13 protein-coding genes are annotated in these 16,682 nt (G+C 61.2%); 8 read left to right on the top strand and 5 right to left on the bottom strand.

The window, feature by feature from the left end:
* The first annotated feature begins 11 nt into the window (after positions 1-11).
* Together HX869_RS21270 and HX869_RS21265 are read left to right on the top strand one after the other, a co-directional pair.
* On the top strand, positions 12-692 hold the full coding sequence (locus tag HX869_RS21270) for a heavy metal response regulator transcription factor (RefSeq protein ID WP_003218936.1): 681 nt from the start codon (positions 12-14) through the stop codon (positions 690-692).
* Complete coding sequence (locus tag HX869_RS21265) at positions 692-2,044, top strand: heavy metal sensor histidine kinase (protein WP_178903599.1); 1,353 nt, start codon at positions 692-694, stop codon at positions 2,042-2,044. Before HX869_RS21270 ends, HX869_RS21265 begins: the two co-directional genes overlap by 1 nt.
* A 118-nt stretch (positions 2,045-2,162) precedes the next feature.
* Here HX869_RS21265 and HX869_RS21260 read toward each other — a convergent pair whose 3' ends face one another.
* The 3 genes from HX869_RS21260 to HX869_RS21250 are packed head-to-tail and all read right to left on the bottom strand — an operon-like array spanning position 2,163 to position 5,407.
* Entirely contained in the window at positions 2,163-3,407 is a 1,245-nt protein-coding gene (locus tag HX869_RS21260; RefSeq protein ID WP_003218940.1) for a lipoprotein-releasing ABC transporter permease subunit, read from the bottom strand.
* 58 nt (positions 3,408-3,465) lie between these two features.
* Positions 3,466-4,149, bottom strand: a complete 684-nt coding sequence (gene lolD / locus HX869_RS21255) for a lipoprotein-releasing ABC transporter ATP-binding protein LolD (RefSeq protein WP_003218941.1) — start codon at positions 4,147-4,149, stop codon at positions 3,466-3,468.
* A 7-nt stretch (positions 4,150-4,156) separates the two neighbouring features.
* Complete coding sequence (locus HX869_RS21250) at positions 4,157-5,407, bottom strand: lipoprotein-releasing ABC transporter permease subunit (protein ID WP_003218943.1); 1,251 nt, start codon at positions 5,405-5,407, stop codon at positions 4,157-4,159.
* A gap of 94 nt (positions 5,408-5,501) precedes the next feature.
* Between HX869_RS21250 and HX869_RS21245 the strand changes: the two genes are divergently transcribed.
* The gene (locus HX869_RS21245) at positions 5,502-6,086 is read left to right on the top strand and encodes a PilZ domain-containing protein (protein ID WP_003218944.1); all 585 of its coding nucleotides are present in this window, start codon (positions 5,502-5,504) and stop codon (positions 6,084-6,086) included.
* Between the two features lie 66 nt (positions 6,087-6,152).
* Positions 6,153-6,875, top strand: coding sequence for a glycerophosphodiester phosphodiesterase family protein (locus HX869_RS21240; protein WP_003218946.1), 723 nt, complete (start codon positions 6,153-6,155; stop codon positions 6,873-6,875).
* 42 nt (positions 6,876-6,917) lie between these two features.
* On the opposite strand, the gene sthA is transcribed toward HX869_RS21240, so the two are convergent.
* Positions 6,918-8,312 carry a Si-specific NAD(P)(+) transhydrogenase gene (gene sthA / locus HX869_RS21235; RefSeq protein ID WP_177040092.1) on the bottom strand — a complete coding sequence of 465 codons (1,395 nt, stop codon included), beginning with the start codon at positions 8,310-8,312 and terminating at the stop codon, positions 6,918-6,920.
* A gap of 236 nt (positions 8,313-8,548) precedes the next feature.
* Between sthA and HX869_RS21230 the strand changes: the two genes are divergently transcribed.
* Both HX869_RS21230 and HX869_RS21225 read left to right on the top strand, forming a co-directional pair.
* Entirely contained in the window at positions 8,549-9,091 is a 543-nt protein-coding gene (locus HX869_RS21230) for a chalcone isomerase family protein (RefSeq protein WP_178903598.1), read from the top strand.
* A gap of 286 nt (positions 9,092-9,377) precedes the next feature.
* Positions 9,378-10,676: an MFS transporter gene (locus HX869_RS21225; RefSeq protein ID WP_177068683.1), complete on the top strand. Its 1,299-nt coding sequence runs from the start codon at positions 9,378-9,380 to the stop codon at positions 10,674-10,676.
* Between the two features lie 163 nt (positions 10,677-10,839).
* Here the strand turns inward: HX869_RS21225 and HX869_RS21220 are convergent, their stop codons facing one another.
* Complete coding sequence (locus tag HX869_RS21220; protein ID WP_023659083.1) at positions 10,840-12,303, bottom strand: glyceraldehyde-3-phosphate dehydrogenase; 1,464 nt, start codon at positions 12,301-12,303, stop codon at positions 10,840-10,842.
* Positions 12,304-12,642: 339 nt separating this feature from the next.
* On the opposite strand from HX869_RS21220, the gene mfd reads away from it, so the two are divergent.
* Positions 12,643-16,092, top strand: a complete 3,450-nt coding sequence (gene mfd, locus HX869_RS21215) for a transcription-repair coupling factor (RefSeq protein WP_178903597.1) — start codon at positions 12,643-12,645, stop codon at positions 16,090-16,092.
* Between the two features lie 11 nt (positions 16,093-16,103).
* Positions 16,104-16,673 (top strand): CsiV family protein, encoded by a 570-nt coding sequence (locus HX869_RS21210; RefSeq protein ID WP_003218957.1) that lies wholly within the window; start codon positions 16,104-16,106, stop codon positions 16,671-16,673.
* Positions 16,674-16,682 lie beyond the last annotated feature (9 nt).

Genomic DNA, 16,682 nt, shown 5'->3' with positions numbered 1-16,682 from the left:
ATGAGCCGCCCATGAAACTGCTGATCGTCGAAGACCAACCGAAAACCGGCCACTACCTGCGCCAGGGGCTGGCCGAGGCCGGGTTCAACACCGAGCTGGTGGCCGACGGCACCAGCGGCCAGCACCTGGCGCTGACCGGTGACTACGACCTGTTGATCCTCGATGTGATGCTGCCAGGTCGCGATGGCTGGCAGATCCTCCAGGCCGTACGCAACGCCGGGCTCGACATGCCGGTACTGTTCCTTACCGCACGGGACGCCGTGGAAGACCGGGTGCATGGCCTGGAACTGGGCGCCGACGATTACCTCGTCAAGCCCTTCGCCTTCTCCGAACTGCTGGCCCGGGTGCGCAGCCTGTTGCGCCGTGGCAGCAGCCCCCCCCAGGAAACCAGCCTGCAACTGGCCGACCTGCGCATGGACCTGATCCGCCGCCGGGTAGAGCGCGACGGCCAGCGCATCGACCTGACGGCCAAGGAGTTTTCCCTGCTGGAACTGCTGCTGCGCCGCCAGGGCGAAGTACTGCCCAAGTCGCTGATCGCCTCCCAGGTGTGGGACATGAACTTCGACAGCGATACCAACATCATCGAAGTCGCGATCCGCCGCCTGCGCCTGAAGGTCGACGACAACTTTCCCAACAAGCTGATCCATACGGTACGCGGCATGGGCTACGTGCTTGAGGAGCGGTTCAGTTGATGAAACGGATTTCCCTGGCCAGCCGCCTGGCACTGCTGTTTGCTGGCTGTACCGCCGTGGTTTCATTGCTGGCCGGCGTGCTGTTCAACCATGCCAGCGAGGCGCACTTTATCGAGCTGGACCAGCAGTTGCTCGACGGCAAGCTGATAGCGCTGCGCAGTACCTTGCAGGATGCGGACACGCCCGAGCTATTCGCCTTGCGGGAAGTGAAGCTGCGCGACGAACTCAATCGCCAGCCTGACCTGGCCTTGCGCATCACCGCAGGCGACCGGCTCTGGTTCGACGGCGCCCCGGGCATCGCCCTGCCGCAGGAGCCTGGCCTGCACAGTTTGCAGAATGCCGGGACCGATTACCGCGTGTATAACGTGCCCCTGGTACCTGGCAATCGCGAATCGCCACAACTGACGCTGATGCTCGACATCACCCATCACCAACACTTCCTGCAACGCATGCAGCATCTGATCTGGCTGACCGTCGGCCTTTCCGCCCTGGCCACCGCCCTGCTCGGCGCCTGGGCCGCCCGCAGCGGGTTGCGGCCACTGCGGCGCATGAGCGAAGTCGCCAGCGGCGTGTCTGCCCACTCCCTGACCCAGCGCCTGCCCCAGGAACAAATGCCCGCCGAACTGGCGGAACTCGCCCAGTCCTTCAACGCGATGCTTGGTCGCCTGGACGATGCCTTCCAGCGGCTCTCGGCATTTTCTGCCGACATCGCCCATGAACTGCGCACGCCACTGTCGAATTTGCTGACACAGACCCAAGTCATCCTCACGCATCCACGGGCGCTGGAGGACTACCGCGAAGCCCTGCACAGCAACCTGGAAGAACTGCAATGGATGGCGCAGTTGGTCAACGACATGCTGTACCTGGCCAAGGCGGACCATGGGCTGCTGGTGCCCAAGCGCGAAACCCTGGTGCTGGCGGACGAGGTGGAGGCATTGCTGGAGTTTTTCGCGCCGCTGGCGGAGGACGTCCAGGTACGGCTGGTTCGGGAAGGCAGCGCCAGCACTTCAGGTGACCGCAGCATGTTGCGCCGGGCGATTTCCAACCTGCTGGATAACGCGTTGCGGTTCACCCCGCCGGGTGGCGAAGTCAGCGTGCGGATTGTCGAGGGGATGCAAGGCGTGACGCTGAGTGTGGAAAACACCGGGGAAGGCATTCCCGAGGCATTGTTGCCACGGTTGTTTGACCGGTTTTACCGGGCAGATCCGGCGCGTCATGAAGGGAGCAGCGAGCATGCGGGGCTGGGTTTGGCGATTACCCAGTCGATTGTGCGGGCCCATGGGGGGCGGATTTTCTGTGAGTCGGGGGCGGGATGGGCGAGGTTTGTGATGGCGTTGCCGCAGGGGTATTGATGCAAGCTGTAGCGGCCCTTTCGCGAGCAAGCCCGCTCCCACATTTTGACCGAGTGCATTCAGGAAGAACGCGGTCAAAATGTGGGAGCGGGCTTGCTCGCGAAGGCGGTCTTAAGAATTACGAATACCTGAGGGCATGCGCCGGCTCAATCTTCGCCGCCCGATACGCCGGATAGATGGTCGCCAAAAAGCTCAACACAAACCCCGCCGAGCAAATCAGCAACACATCCCCACCCTGCAACTGCGAAGGCAGGTTGCTGACGAAATACACGTCCGAACTGAAGATATGCTGCCCGGTGACCCGCTCCAGCCACCCAACCAGTTCACTGACATTCAGCGCCGCAATCACGCCGAGGATGCCACCGATCAAGGTACCGACGATCCCGATCACCGTACCCTGCACCATGAAGATCGCCATGATCTGCCGTGGCGTGGCGCCGATGGTGCGCAGGATCGCAATGTCGGCGCCCTTGTCGTTCACCACCATGATCAAGGTCGCGATAATGTTGAACGCCGCCACCGCGACGATCATCAGCAACAGCAGGCCGATCATGGTTTTTTCCATCTTCATCGCGCTGAACAGGCTGCCCTGGGTGTGGGTCCAGTCGTCGGCCTTGTAGTCGGCACCGAGGCTGGCGGCGATATCCGCCGAGACCTTGGGTGCGGCATACAAGTCTTTCACCGCCAGGCGCACGCTTTGCACCTGGTTCGGCTCCCAATGCTGTATCTCGGCGGCGTCGGCCATGTGGATCAGGGCCATGGAGCCATCCAGCTCCGCGCCCACCTTGAACACACCCACCACGTTCAAACGCTGCATACGCGGGGTGATGCCACCGGGCGCACTGCTGATTTCCGGCACGATCAGGGTCAGCTTGTCACCGACATTCAGGCGAAAACGCCGGGCGGTGATTTCGCCGATCACCACACCGAACTCGCCCGGTTTCAGGTCTTCCAGATGGCCCTGGACGATGTGCTGGGCCACGATCGACACCTTGCCTTCCTGGGCCGGATCAACGCCACTGATCTCGATCGGCTGCATCGCGCCCTTGTAGGAGAGCATGCCGTCCATCTGTGTGAACGGTACAGCAGCAGTGACTTCCGGATTCTTCATCGCGGCATCTGCCACCGGCTGCCAGTCGCTGATGGGCTTCACGCCAACGATGGTCGCGTGGGGCACCATGCCGAGGATGCGTGAGCTCATCTCCCGCTGGAAACCGTTCATTACCGACAACACCACGATCATCGCCAGCACGCCGAGGGCGAGGCCGATCATCGAGGTCATCGAGATAAACGAAACAAAACGGTTGCGGCGCTTGGCGCGGGTATAGCGCGTGCCGATGAAAATCGATAACGGTCTGAACATTCGCGGGCACCGTTGAAAAAATAGAAAACCCGGCGCCGGGCGCCGGGCTTGAAACAGGTCAGATGGCGACCAGATGACCTTCCTGCAGGTGCAACACACGGTCCATCTGGCGGGCCATGCTCATGTCATGGGTCACCACCAGGAACGCAGTGCGCATCTGGGTGCTCAACTCCAGCATCAAGTCCTTGATGCCCTGGGCGGTGTGGGAGTCGAGGTTGCCGGTCGGCTCGTCGAGCATCACCAGGCCCGGGTTGTTGACCAGGGCACGGGCAATTGCCACACGCTGGCGCTCGCCGCCGGACAACTCAGCCGGCTTGTGCTCCAGGCGATGGCCCAGGCCGACGCGCTCCAGCAACGCCTGGGCACGCTGGCGTGCTTCCGGGATCGCGGTCTTGCCGATCAACAGCGGCATGCAGACGTTTTCCAGGGCGGTGAACTCGGGCAGCAAGTGGTGGAACTGGTACACAAAACCCAGCGAACGGTTGCGCAACTGGCCACGGGCCTTCTCGCCCAGGGCCGACAACTCTTCGCCGGCCAGCCAGACGCTGCCCTGGGACGGCGTATCAAGGCCGCCCAACAGGTTGAGCAAGGTACTTTTACCGGAACCGGAACTGCCGACGATCGCCACGCGTTCGCCCGGGTGCAGTTCCAGCTGCAGGTTGGACAGCACCACCACGGACTCCGGGCCTTCCTCGTAGGATTTGCCCAGGTTGCGGCAGCTCAGGATTGCTTTTTCACTCATGCCCGATTCACTCATAACGTAAAGCCTGCGCCGGCTGGGTACGTGCCGCGCGCCAGGCTGGATACAGGGTGGCAAGGAAACTCAGGACCAACGCGGCGCCGCCGACCATCAATACGTCCTGGCTCTGCACCTGGGACGGCAAGTAGTCGATGAAGTAGACGTCGGAGTTCAAGAATTTGTGGCCGATCAACACTTCCAGCCCGGCGATAGCAGCGCTGACGTTCAGCGCGGCGAGAATCCCCACCACGGTGCCGATCAAGGTGCCGACGACGCCGATCACCGTGCCCTGGACCATGAAGATCGCCATGATCTGCCCAGGCGTGGCGCCAAGGGTGCGCAGGATCGCGATGTCGCCCTTCTTGTCGTTCACCACCATCACCAGCGTGGAGATGATGTTGAAGGCGGCGACGGCGACGATCAGCAGCAACAGCAAGCCGATCATGGCTTTTTCCATGCGGATGGCCTGGTACAGGTTGCCGTGGGTACGGGTCCAGTCGCGGGCGTAGTACTGGTTTTCACCCAGGTGCTGGGCGATTTCCCACGAGGTGCGCGGCGCGTCGAACAGGTCGTTGAATTTCAGGCGCAAGCCCTGGACCTGGTCCGGCTTCCAGCGATGCAGGCGGGCCAGGTCGGTCAGGTTGGTCAGGCCCAGGTAGCCGTCGATCTCACCGGCGCCGACATGGAAGATGCCGACCACGGTAAAGCGCTTCATGCGCGGGAACATGCCCGCCGGAGTCACGGTGACTTCCGGCGCGACGAAGGTCAGCTTGTCGCCGATGCCCACGCCGAGCTTGGCCGCCGCCTTGTCGCCGATAGCGATGCCAAAGCTGCCGGGCGACAAGTCGTCCAGTTTGCCCTGCTGCATGAAGTTATCGATGATCGAGACATTGCGTTCCTGCGCCGGGTCGATGGCATTGAGCAGGACTTTCTGCACCTTGCCGTCATTGGTCAAAAGGCCCTGCATCTGGGTGAAGGGCGCAACCGCCAGCACTTTGGGGTTCTGCTTGACCTTCGCGGCCAGGCTTTGCCAGTCGCTGATGGGCTCACCCGACTCGATGGTCGCGTGGGGCACCATGCCCAGCACGCGGGTACGCATCTCATGATCGAAGCCGTTCATCACCGACAGCACCACAATCATCACGACAACGCCAAGGGCGAGCCCGATCATCGAGGTCAGGGAAATGAACGACACAAAATGATTGCGACGTTTTGCACGGGTATAACGCGTGCCAATAAATACGAAGAGAGGTCTGAACATGTCGGGGCTTGTTCGGAGGAAAAGAAGACGTCCTTGTGGCGGGGTCAGGTAAGCAGCTTTACACTCAGACCATCACCGCTGCCTTGGGTTCGCCATGTCGACATTAGATGAAGAAGATCGCCGCGAATACTACCGTATCGAGGACATGATCGCACTGGAAATTACCCCACTGTCGGGCCCGGAAGCGCTGAGCAAGGAAGTGTTGCTGGATGATTCGCCGCTGTTCAATCTGCTCAGCGAGTTGCACCTGAGTGAATTTGAATCCCAGCACTTGCTGCGCCAGATCGGCGAGCGGGACCGCACCCTGGCCGCCTTCCTCAAAGTGCAGAACAAACGCATGGATTTGCTCAGCCAGATCATGGCGCAAAGCCTGCTGGGCGAGATCGGTACGCCGCAGCCCGTGGTCATCTCCGAAGGCGGCATCGAGTTCCTGAACCCCACGGCGATCCAACCCGACAGCCACCTGGCGGTCAAGCTGGTGCTGATGCCGCAAGCCCTCGGGCTGTTGCTGCGAGCCAAGGTGACCCATTGCGATGCCAAGACCGGTGGCTTTGAAATCGGCACGGAATTCGAAGCCATGACCGATGCCCAACGCCAGTTGCTGGCACGCTATATCCTGCAGAAACAGGCCCAGGAACGGCGCCTGGCGCGGGAAAAAAGCGACGAATCCGACACCTGAATACGATCATTGAATGGCGCGTCGCGTCATCCATCCAGCCAGGAACCCTGGCGTAAAGGAGCAACTGTGACCCTGATTTATGGCCACCGCGGTGCCAAAGGCGAAGCACCGGAAAACACCCTGACCAGCTTCCAGGAATGCCTCAAGCACGGCGTGCGCCGCTGCGAACTGGATTTGCACCTGTCCATGGACGGCGAGCTGATGGTCATCCACGACCCGACGCTCAAGCGCACCACCGACCGGCGCGGCAAGGTCGTCGAGTACTCAGCCGCCGACCTGGTCAAGATGGACGCGCGCAAAGGCGGCCCGGGCTGGGTCAACCCTTGCCCGATCCCGCGCCTGGAAGAGCTGTTCGAACAGTGCGACTTCGACCACTGGCAACTGGAAGTCAAAAGCGCATCGCGCACCCGCGCGGCAACCACCGTGCTGGCGATCCGTGAAATGGCTCAGCGTTTCGGGCTGATGGACAAGGTCACCGTGACCTCAAGCTCGCGGGAAGTGTTGAAAGCGGCGCTGGACCTCACCCCGGACCTGTCCCGCGGGCTGGTAGCCGAATACGCCTGGCTCGACCCGTTGAAGGTCGCGGCCAACTATGGCTGTGAGATTCTGGCGTTGAACTGGACGTTGTGCACCCCTGAGCGTCTGGAAAAAGCCCAGCGCCAGGGTTTGCACGTGTCCGTATGGACCGTCAACGAACCCGCGCTGATGCGCAGGCTCGCCGACTTCGGCGTAGATAGCCTGATTACAGACTTTCCCGGTTTGGCCACTGCCACCCTCGGGAATTACTGAAATCGGTCTCCCCGGCCGGCTCAGGCCACCGGCCGGAGCCGCTCAAAAAAGCCGGTTGAGGCCGTCGTAGGCCGCTACCCGATAGGCTTCAGCCATGGTCGGGTAGTTGAACGTGGTGTTGACGAAATACTTGAGGGTATTCAGCTCACCCGGCTGGCTCATGATCGCCTGGCCGATGTGCACGATCTCCGACGCCTGATAGCCGAAGCAATGCACGCCGAGCACTTCCAGAGTCTCGCGGTGGAACAGGATCTTCAGCATGCCCTGGGGCTCACCGGCGATCTGCGCACGCGCCATGCTCTTGAAGAACGCCTTGCCGACTTCATAAGGCACCTTGGCCTTGGTCAGTTCGTGCTCGTTCTTGCCGATCGAGCTGATCTCGGGAATCGTGTAGATCCCGGTCGGCACGTCGTTGACGTAGCGCCAGCTGCCGTTGTCGACAATGCTGCCAGCGGCCGAGCGGCCCTGGTCATGGGCGGCACTGGCCAGGCTTGGCCAGCCAATCACGTCACCGGCACCGTAGATGTTCGGTACGCAGGTGCGGTAGTTCTCGTCGACTTCGATCTGGCCACGGCTGTTGACCTTGACCCCGATGTTTTCCATGCCCAGCTTGTCGGTGTTGCCGGTACGGCCGTTGCACCACAGCAAGGCGTCGGCCTTGATCTTCTTGCCGGATTTCAGGTGCAGGATCACACCGTTGTCCAGGCCTTCGACCCGCTCGTACTCTTCGTTGTGGCGCACGGTGATGTTGTTATTGCTGAAGTGGTAACTCAACGCCTGGGAAATTTCCGAGTCGAGGAAGCTCAGCAACTGGTCGCGGTTATCCACCAGCTCGACCAATACACCCAGGCCGCTGAAGATCGAGGCGTATTCACAGCCGATCACGCCGGCGCCATAGATGATCAGTTTGCGCGGGGTGTGGCCCAGGCTGAGAATGGTGTCGCTATCGTAGATACGCGGGTGGTGGAAATCGATATCCGCCGGGCGATACGGACGCGAGCCGGTGGCGATGATGATGTGCTTGGCTACCAGCTTCTCGACCACGCCGTTGGCGCAGACCACTTCGACGGTTTGCTCGTCGGCGAAGCTGCCGGTGCCGAAGAACAGGTCGACGCGGTTACGGGCATAGAAGCCGGTACGCGAGGCAACCTGTTTGGAAATGACTTTTTCAGCGCTCTTGAGCACGTCCGGGAACGAGAACCAGCGCGGCTCACCAATGGCCCGGAACATCGGGTTGGTGTTGAACTGCATGATCTGGCGCACCGAGTGACGCAAGGCCTTGGACGGGATGGTACCCAGGTGGGTGCAGTTACCGCCGACCTGGCGACGGCTATCGACCATCGCCACCTTGCGCCCTGCTTTGGCGGCGTTCATCGCCGCACCTTCTCCAGCTGGGCCGGAACCCAGTACCACCACGTCGTAGTTGTAGACAGCCATGCGTACTCCTCAGAACAGGCCAGGGCGCACGGTTGGACGCCTGGCTAAATCATGCCGCGGCCAGCGGTCATGAAGGATCAATGTGGCTCAAGTGTGTGAGCCGGGGCACAGTCTATAGAACGCTCAACGTCGCGCACATTAACCCTTGGTCGCGTCGTAGGCCAGTTTTGCCTTTACTACACGGCGCTCGTTATTGAATTAACCTGTAGGCAAGCACCTTTTCAGGACTGGCCATTATGAAGCATGTCGTCATTTGTTTATTGCTGATGTTTTCGGTCCCGGTTCTGGCGAATGAGGCTGATCGCCTCAAACAAGCCGATTTTCCGCCGCAATCTCATCAACTGGTGCTGAAAAACCAGGCCGTCCTGACCTACCTCTGGGCAGACGTCTATGCGGCGGCATTGTTCGCCCAGGCTGACCTGAGCGCCAAACAAGCCCTGGATCAGCAAAAAGACCTGCGCCTGGAGCTGTATTACTTTCGCAATATCGATCGCAACGATGTGATCAAGGCCGCCACTGCCACCCTCGAACGTCTGCAAACACCCGCCACCCTCGCCCGCCTGAAGCCTGAACTGGATCAATTGCACAAAAGCTTCCGCAACATCCGCAGCGGCGACCGTTATGCGCTGGACTTCCAGCCTCAGCGCGGCCTGAACCTGGAAATCAACGGCACGGTGGTGTTCAGCAGTCGCAATGACGAACTGGCCAAGGCTTATCTCGGCATCTGGCTGGCACCAAAAGGCTTGTCCGACAGCCTGCGTAGCACCCTCCTCAACTGATCGCAAAAACCCTGTGGGAGCGGGCTTGCTCGCGAATGCGGTGTGTCAGTGGCTCATAAGCTGACTGACACACCGTTTTCGCGAACAAGCCCGCTCCCGCATTGTATTTTCATCACCGGGAGGCCTGCGGCAATTTGCCAGCTTGCTATCGGTTTTTTGTTGCCTGTGGTGGCTTATACACATATCGTTACAAAACTGTTCAGCGCCAGCCTCGTGCCAGAGCTTCAACAGCAAGGACGGTTGCGACCAGGGATTACTAATAAGATAGCCAAAATGAGTGCATGACATGTCCACTACAACGGGCAAGGGCAAGGCGATCTTTCGCGTTGTCAGCGGTAACTTCCTTGAGATGTTCGACTTCATGGTCTATGGCTTCTACGCCACGGCCATTGCCAAGACATTTTTCCCCACCGACAGCGCGTTCGCGTCCCTGATGCTGTCCCTGGCGACCTTTGGTGCCGGGTTCCTGATGCGTCCTCTGGGCGCGATTTTCCTCGGTGCCTACATCGACCGTCACGGCCGTAAAAAAGGCCTGGTGATCACCCTGGCGATGATGGCCGCCGGTACCATCCTGATTGCCTGCGTTCCCGGGTATGCCACCCTGGGCGTCGCGGCGCCGTTGCTGGTGCTGTTCGGCCGCCTGCTGCAAGGCTTCTCCGCCGGTGTCGAACTGGGCGGCGTGTCGGTGTACCTGGCGGAAATCGCCACTGCAGGCCGTAAAGGCTTCTTCGTCAGCTGGCAGTCCGCCAGCCAGCAAGCCGCCGTGGTATTCGCCGGCCTGCTGGGCGTAGGCCTCAACCACTGGCTCAGCCCGGAAGAAATGGGTGACTGGGGCTGGCGCGTGCCGTTCCTGATCGGCTGCCTGATCGTGCCGGTGATCTTCGTGATTCGTCGCTCCCTGGAAGAAACCCCGGAATTCCAGGCGCGCAAACACCGCCCTACCCTGCAGGAAATCGTCCGCTCGATCGGCCAGAACTTCGGCATCGTCATCGCCGGCATGGCGCTGGTGGTGATGACCACCGTGTCGTTCTACCTGATCACCGCCTACACCCCGACCTTCGGCAAGGCCGAACTGCACCTTTCGGACTTCGACGCGCTGCTGGTCACCGTGTGCGTCGGCATCTCGAACTTCATCTGGCTGCCGGTGATGGGCGCGGTGTCCGACAAGATCGGGCGTAAACCCCTGCTGCTGGGGGCGACTATTCTGGCGATCCTCACCGCTTATCCAGCGCTGTCCTGGCTGGTGGCCAATCCGAGCTTCAGCCATCTGCTGATCGTGCTGCTCTGGCTGTCGTTCCTGTATGGCTCGTACAACGGCGCGATGGTTGTAGCGCTGACCGAAATCATGCCGGTAGAAGTGCGCACCACCGGTTTCTCCCTGGCCTACAGCCTGGCGACGGCAACCTTTGGTGGCTTTACTCCGGCGGCCTGTACCTACCTGATCCACGTGCTGGACAACAAGGCCGCACCGGGCATCTGGCTCAGCGGCGCGGCGGTGCTGGGCTTGATCGCCACGCTGATTCTGTTCAAGGGCAACCGGCATGAACTGCGTACCGCGCAGGCCTCTGTAGTCGGCGGCGCTTGATAGGTCGCTTTCGCGAGCAAGCCCGCTCCCACATTTGAAATGTATTCACAAATCAACATGTGGGAGCTGGCTTGCCTGCGATGAGGCCGGTACAAGCAACACAAAAACAACAGACATAAAAAAGCCCCGAACCAGTCGGGGCTTTTTCATTTACCGCTGATGCTTAGCGCGGGAATGCTGGCGGGTTAACCCCGGCCATGTCTTCCATCACACGAACCACCTGGCAGCTGTAACCGAATTCGTTGTCGTACCAGACGTACAGAACAACGCGGTTGTCTTGAGTGATGGTCGCTTCAGCGTCCACCACACCGGCGTGGCGCGAGCCCACGAAGTCGGTGGAAACCACTTCCTGCGAATTGACGAAGTCGATTTGCTTGTGCAGATCGGAGTGCAGCGCCATGTAGCGCAGGTACTCGTTCATCTCTTCACGGGTGGCGGCTTTCTCAAGGTTCAGGTTGAGAATGGCCATCGACACGTTCGGCGTCGGAACACGGATCGCGTTACCGGTCAGCTTGCCGGCCAGCTCAGGCAGGGCCTTGGCAGCAGCGGTGGCAGCACCGGTCTCGGTGATCACCATGTTCAGCGCGGCGCTACGGCCACGGCGATCGCCCTTGTGGAAGTTGTCGATCAGGTTCTGGTCGTTGGTGTACGAGTGAACCGTTTCAACGTGACCGTTAACGATGCCGAACTTGTCATTCACAGCCTTCAGCACCGGCACGATGGCATTGGTGGTGCAGGAAGCGGCGGACACGATCTTGTCGTCAGCGGTGATTTCACCGTGGTTGATGCCGTGCACGATGTTCTTCAGCTTGCCCTTGCCAGGCGCAGTCAGGACAACGCGGTCGATACCCGGGCACGCCAGGTGCTGGCCCAGGCCCTCGGCGTCACGCCACACACCGGTGTTGTCCACCAGCAGTGCGTCCTTGATGCCGTACTGGGTGTAATCCACCTCAGACGGGTTCTTCGCGTAGATCACCTGGATCAGGTTACCGTTGGCGGTGATGGTGTTGTTTTCTTCGTCGATGACGATGGTGCCGTTGAACGGACCGTGGACCGAGTCACGACGCAGCAGGCTCGCGCGCTTGGTCAGGTCGTTTTCAGCACCTTTACGCACCACGATGGCACGCAGGCGCAGGCCGTCGCCGCCACCGGTTTTTTCGATCAGGATGCGCGCCAGCAGGCGGCCGATACGACCGAAACCGTACAGCACAACGTCGGTGCCTTTGCGGGCTGCGGCGTTTTGCTGGCCAACCACGTCGGCCATTTCTTCACGTACGAACTGCTCGGCGGTGCGGCCAGCGCCTTCCTTGCGGAATTTATAGGCCAGCTTGCCCAGGTCTACCGAAGCCGCGCCGAGCTTGAGCTCGCTCATGGCTTTAAGCAGAGGGAATGTTTCGTGGACGGAGAGTTCGCTATCGTCGGCAGAACGATGGCGAGCAAAGCGATGAGCCTTGAGAATCGCGATGACTGATTGGTTGATCAGGCTGCGGCCATAGATCGAGCTCACCACGTTGTTATTGCGGTATAGCTGACCGATAAGCGGAATCATCGCTTCAGCGAGTGCTTCACGGTCGATCCATTCACCAAGACACTGGTCGGGCTTCTGAGTCACGGGAACCTTCCACATGTAGGGGCAGAAAAAAGGGGCTACATTATGCCGCCCGACCGCCCTCGGAGCAATGCGCGGCCCGCAACAAAACCCCTTGCAAAAAAATATCGCCCCTCTGCAGCCCAGTAAATACGCGGCTTCCAGCGCACCCCCTGTTGGACCAATGTGACAAAGTGTCCGTAACCCTCCGAAACATACACCGATTTCGGCACTACATAATGAGTCAAAAGGCACCTTTGTTTGTCTTAGCCACTACATTTCCTACAAACCGTAATAGGCTCAGTCAGCAACTGACAGGCGGCACTCCGGGCCGTTACAATTACCGACTTTGTCGCAACGCTTGGAGCTCAACCTTCCGTGCCCGTTCTGCGTCTACCGCTTCTCCCTGCCGCGGCAGGTAAACAGCACTGGGGCAATCTGCCCGGTGCCGCCCTGAGCCTGGCCATCGCCGAGGCTGCCAGCGCTGCCAAGCGCTTTACCCTGCTGCTCACCGCCGACAGCCAAAGTGCCGAGCGGCTGGAACAGGAGCTGAGTTTCTTCGCCCCCGATTTGCCGGTACTGCATTTCCCGGACTGGGAAACCCTGCCCTACGATCTGTTCTCGCCGCACCAGGACATCATTTCTCAGCGCATCGCCAGCCTGTACCGCTTGCCGGAACTGGCCCACGGCGTGCTGGTGGTGCCGATCACCACGGCCCTGCACCGCTTGGCACCGACCAAGTTCCTGCTGGGCAGCAGCCTGGTGCTGGATATCGGCCAGAAGCTCGATGTGGAGCAGATGCGCACCCGGCTTGAGGCCAGCGGCTATCGCTGCGTCGACACGGTGTACGAGCACGGTGAGTTCGCCGTGCGTGGCGCGTTGATCGACCTGTTCCCGATGGGCAGCAAACTGCCCTACCGGATCGACCTGTTCGACGACGAAATCGAAACCCTGCGCACCTTCGATCCGGAAAACCAGCGCTCCATCGACAAGGTGCAGTCGATCAAGCTGCTGCCGGCCCGGGAGTTCCCGCTGCAAAAAGACGCGGTCACGCGCTTCAAGGCACGTTTCCGCGAGCGCTTCGACGTGGACTTCCGTCGCTGCCCGATCTTCCAGGACTTGAGCAGCGGGATTACCCCCGCCGGTATCGAGTACTACCTGCCGCTGTTCTTCGACGAAACTTCCACGCTCTTCGATTACCTGCCCCAGGACACCCAGGTGTTCTCGCTGCCAGGCATCGAACAGGCGGCGGAGAATTTCTGGAATGACGTGCGCAACCGTTATGAAGAACGCCGCGTCGACCCGTCCCGTCCTTTATTGCCACCGGCCGAGCTGTTCCTGCCGGTGGAAGACTGTTTCGCTCGCCTGAAAAACTGGCCGCGAGTAGTCGCCAGCCAGCAGGACGTGGATGCAGGCGCCGGCCGCGAGCGCTTTCCGGCGCAAGCGCTGCCGAACCTGGCGATTGAAGCCAAGGCCAACCAGCCGCTGGAAGCATTGTCGAATTTCCTCGGTGACTTCCCCGGCCGCGTGCTGTTTACCGCCGAGTCCGCCGGGCGCCGCGAGGTGCTGCTGGAGTTGCTGGAACGCCTGAAGCTGCGGCCGAAAACCGTCGACAGCTGGCCGGACTTTGTCGCGAGCAAGGACCGCCTGGCGATCACCATCGCACCGCTGGACGAAGGCCTGCTGCTGGACGACCCGGCCTTGGCACTGATTGCCGAAAGCCCGCTGTTCGGTCAACGGGTGATGCAGCGCCGCCGCCGGGAAAAGCGCGCCGATGCCAACAACGATGCGGTGATCAAGAACCTCACCGAACTGCGCGAAGGCGCGCCGGTGGTGCATATCGACCACGGCGTGGGCCGTTACCTGGGCCTGCAGACCCTGGAGATCGACAACCAGGTGGCCGAATTCCTCACCATGGAATACGCCGAGGGCGCCAAGCTTTATGTGCCCGTGGCCAACCTGCACCTGATCGCCCGCTACACCGGCAGCGACGACGCCCTCGCGCCGTTGCACCGCCTGGGCTCCGAGACCTGGCAGAAAGCCAAGCGCAAGGCCGCCGAACAGGTACGCGATGTGGCCGCCGAGTTACTCGACATCTATGCCCGCCGCGCCGCCCGCGAAGGTTATGCGTTTGCCGACCCAAAAGCCGACTACGCCACCTTCAGCGCCGGCTTCGCCTTCGAAGAAACCCCGGACCAGCAAACCACCATCGATGCCGTGCGCGCCGACATGCTGGCGCCCAAGCCGATGGACCGCCTGGTGTGCGGCGACGTGGGCTTCGGCAAGACCGAAGTGGCAATGCGCGCAGCGTTTATTGCGGTGCACGGTGGCCGCCAAGTGGCGATCCTCGTCCCCACCACCCTGCTCGCCCAGCAGCACTACAACAGCTTCCGCGACCGCTTTGCCGACTGGCCGGTGACCGTGGAAGTGATGAGCCGCTTCAAATCGGCCAAGGAAGTGAATGCGGCCATCGCCGACTTGGCGGAAGGCAAGACCGACATTGTCATCGGCACTCACAAGCTGCTGTCGGATGACGTGAAGATCAAGAACCTCGGGCTGGTGATCATCGACGAAGAGCACCGCTTCGGGGTTCGCCAGAAAGAACAGCTCAAGGCCCTGCGCAGTGAAGTCGACATCCTGACGCTCACCGCCACGCCGATTCCGCGCACGCTGAACATGGCGGTGTCGGGCATGCGCGACCTCTCGATCATCGCCACGCCGCCGGCGCGCCGGTTGTCGGTGCGCACCTTCGTCATGGAGCAGAACAAAAGCACGGTCAAGGAAGCCCTGCTGCGCGAGTTGCTGCGCGGCGGCCAGGTGTACTACCTGCACAACGATGTAAAAACCATCGAGAAATGCGCCGCCGACCTCGCCGAACTGGTGCCGGAAGCACGGATCGCCATCGGCCACGGGCAGATGCGCGAGCGCGAACTCGAACAGGTGATGAGCGACTTCTATCACAAGCGCTTCAACGTGCTGATCGCCTCGACCATCATCGAGACCGGCATCGACGTGCCGAGCGCCAACACCATCATCATCGAGCGCGCCGACAAGTTCGGCCTGGCCCAACTGCATCAATTGCGCGGCCGGGTCGGGCGCAGTCACCACCAGGCGTACGCCTATTTGCTGACACCGCCGCGCCAGCAGATCACTTCCGACGCCGAGAAGCGCCTGGAAGCGATCGCCAACACCCAGGACCTCGGCGCCGGCTTTGTGCTGGCCACCAACGACCTGGAAATCCGCGGCGCCGGCGAACTGCTGGGCGACGGCCAGAGCGGGCAGATCCAGGCCGTCGGCTTCACCCTGTATATGGAAATGCTCGAGCGCGCGGTGAAGTCCATCCGCAAGGGCGAACAACCGAACCTCGACCAACCGCTGGGTGGCGGCCCGGAGATCAACCTGCGCCTGCCGGCGCTGATCCCCGAAGACTACCTGCCGGATGTGCACGCGCGACTGATCCTGTACAAGCGCATCGCCTCGGCCACCGACGAAGAAGGTCTCAAGGACCTTCAAGTGGAGATGATCGATCGCTTCGGCCTGTTGCCGGAGCCGACCAAGAACCTGGTGCGCCTGACCCTGCTCAAACTGCAGGCCGAGCAACTGGGCATCAAGAAGGTCGACGCCGGGCCGCAAGGTGGGCGTATCGAATTCGAAGCGCAGACGCCGGTGGACCCACTGGTGCTGATCAAGCTGATTCAGGGCCAGCCCAATCGCTACAAGTTCGAAGGGGCTACGCTGTTCAAATTCATGGTGCCGATGGAACGCGCCGAAGAACGCTTTAATACACTGGAGGCGCTGTTTGAGCGCCTCATCCCGAAATCTGCTTGAAGGACGCCCCAATGCGCCTGTTCCGCATTTTGAGCTTGTTGTTGGTGGTCGTTGCGCCTTCGGCGTTCGCCGACAGCCCGTACCTGGTGGAGATGATCCTGGTGCGCCAGAACGCCGAGCCGGTGATCAACAGCCGTGCGGCGCCGGAAAACTGGGACGCCGGTGCACCACGCCTGGGGACTGACAAAATGAGCCCGCCACGACTGGGCAATATTGTCGAGAAGCTGCAAGCCAGCAGCGACTACACCGTATTGCTGCACAAGTCCTGGGAACAGAATCTCGGGGAGCAACCGGTGAAGCTGGCCATCAGCGATGGCCAGGAACAGTTCGGCCAGTTCCCCATCGAAGGTACCCTGAACCTGCAGCTTGGGCGCTTTACCGATATCGACGCAGACTTCTGGGTCAACCAGTTCGACGCCAACGGCAGCGTCATCGCCAGCGAACACCTCAGCCAGCAAGACGTGCGCACCAAGAACAACCAGCTCAACTACCTGGACGGCGGCCACCTCGCCCTGCTGATCAAGATCACTTCGCTGACCGCCAAGCCGCCCAGCGCTCCACCGCCCGATGTCCAGGACTGATCCAGCACC

The sequence above is a fragment of the Pseudomonas sp. P7779 genome (assembly GCF_013386315.1).
In the GTDB taxonomy this organism is placed as follows: Bacteria; Pseudomonadota; Gammaproteobacteria; order Pseudomonadales; family Pseudomonadaceae; genus Aquipseudomonas.
Note: the sequence above shows the minus strand (reverse complement) of the source record. Positions and strands in the feature narration are given on the sequence as shown.

Excerpts from the sequence above, each read along its gene's own strand:
- HX869_RS21210 (WP_003218957.1), top strand. The coding sequence starts at position 16,104 with ATGCGCCTGTTCCGCATTTTGAGCTTGTTGTTGGTGGTCGTTGCGCCT.
- HX869_RS21220 (WP_023659083.1), bottom strand. The coding sequence starts at position 12,303 with ATGTGGAAGGTTCCCGTGACTCAGAAGCCCGACCAGTGTCTTGGTGAA.
- HX869_RS21265 (WP_178903599.1), top strand. The coding sequence starts at position 692 with ATGAAACGGATTTCCCTGGCCAGCCGCCTGGCACTGCTGTTTGCTGGC.
- sthA (WP_177040092.1), bottom strand. The coding sequence starts at position 8,312 with ATGGCTGTCTACAACTACGACGTGGTGGTACTGGGTTCCGGCCCAGCT.
- HX869_RS21230 (WP_178903598.1), top strand. The coding sequence starts at position 8,549 with ATGAAGCATGTCGTCATTTGTTTATTGCTGATGTTTTCGGTCCCGGTT.
- lolD (WP_003218941.1), bottom strand. The coding sequence starts at position 4,149 with ATGAGTGAAAAAGCAATCCTGAGCTGCCGCAACCTGGGCAAATCCTAC.
- HX869_RS21250 (WP_003218943.1), bottom strand. The coding sequence starts at position 5,407 with ATGTTCAGACCTCTCTTCGTATTTATTGGCACGCGTTATACCCGTGCA.
- HX869_RS21225 (WP_177068683.1), top strand. The coding sequence starts at position 9,378 with ATGTCCACTACAACGGGCAAGGGCAAGGCGATCTTTCGCGTTGTCAGC.
- HX869_RS21245 (WP_003218944.1), top strand. The coding sequence starts at position 5,502 with ATGTCGACATTAGATGAAGAAGATCGCCGCGAATACTACCGTATCGAG.
- HX869_RS21260 (WP_003218940.1), bottom strand. The coding sequence starts at position 3,407 with ATGTTCAGACCGTTATCGATTTTCATCGGCACGCGCTATACCCGCGCC.
- HX869_RS21270 (WP_003218936.1), top strand. The coding sequence starts at position 12 with ATGAAACTGCTGATCGTCGAAGACCAACCGAAAACCGGCCACTACCTG.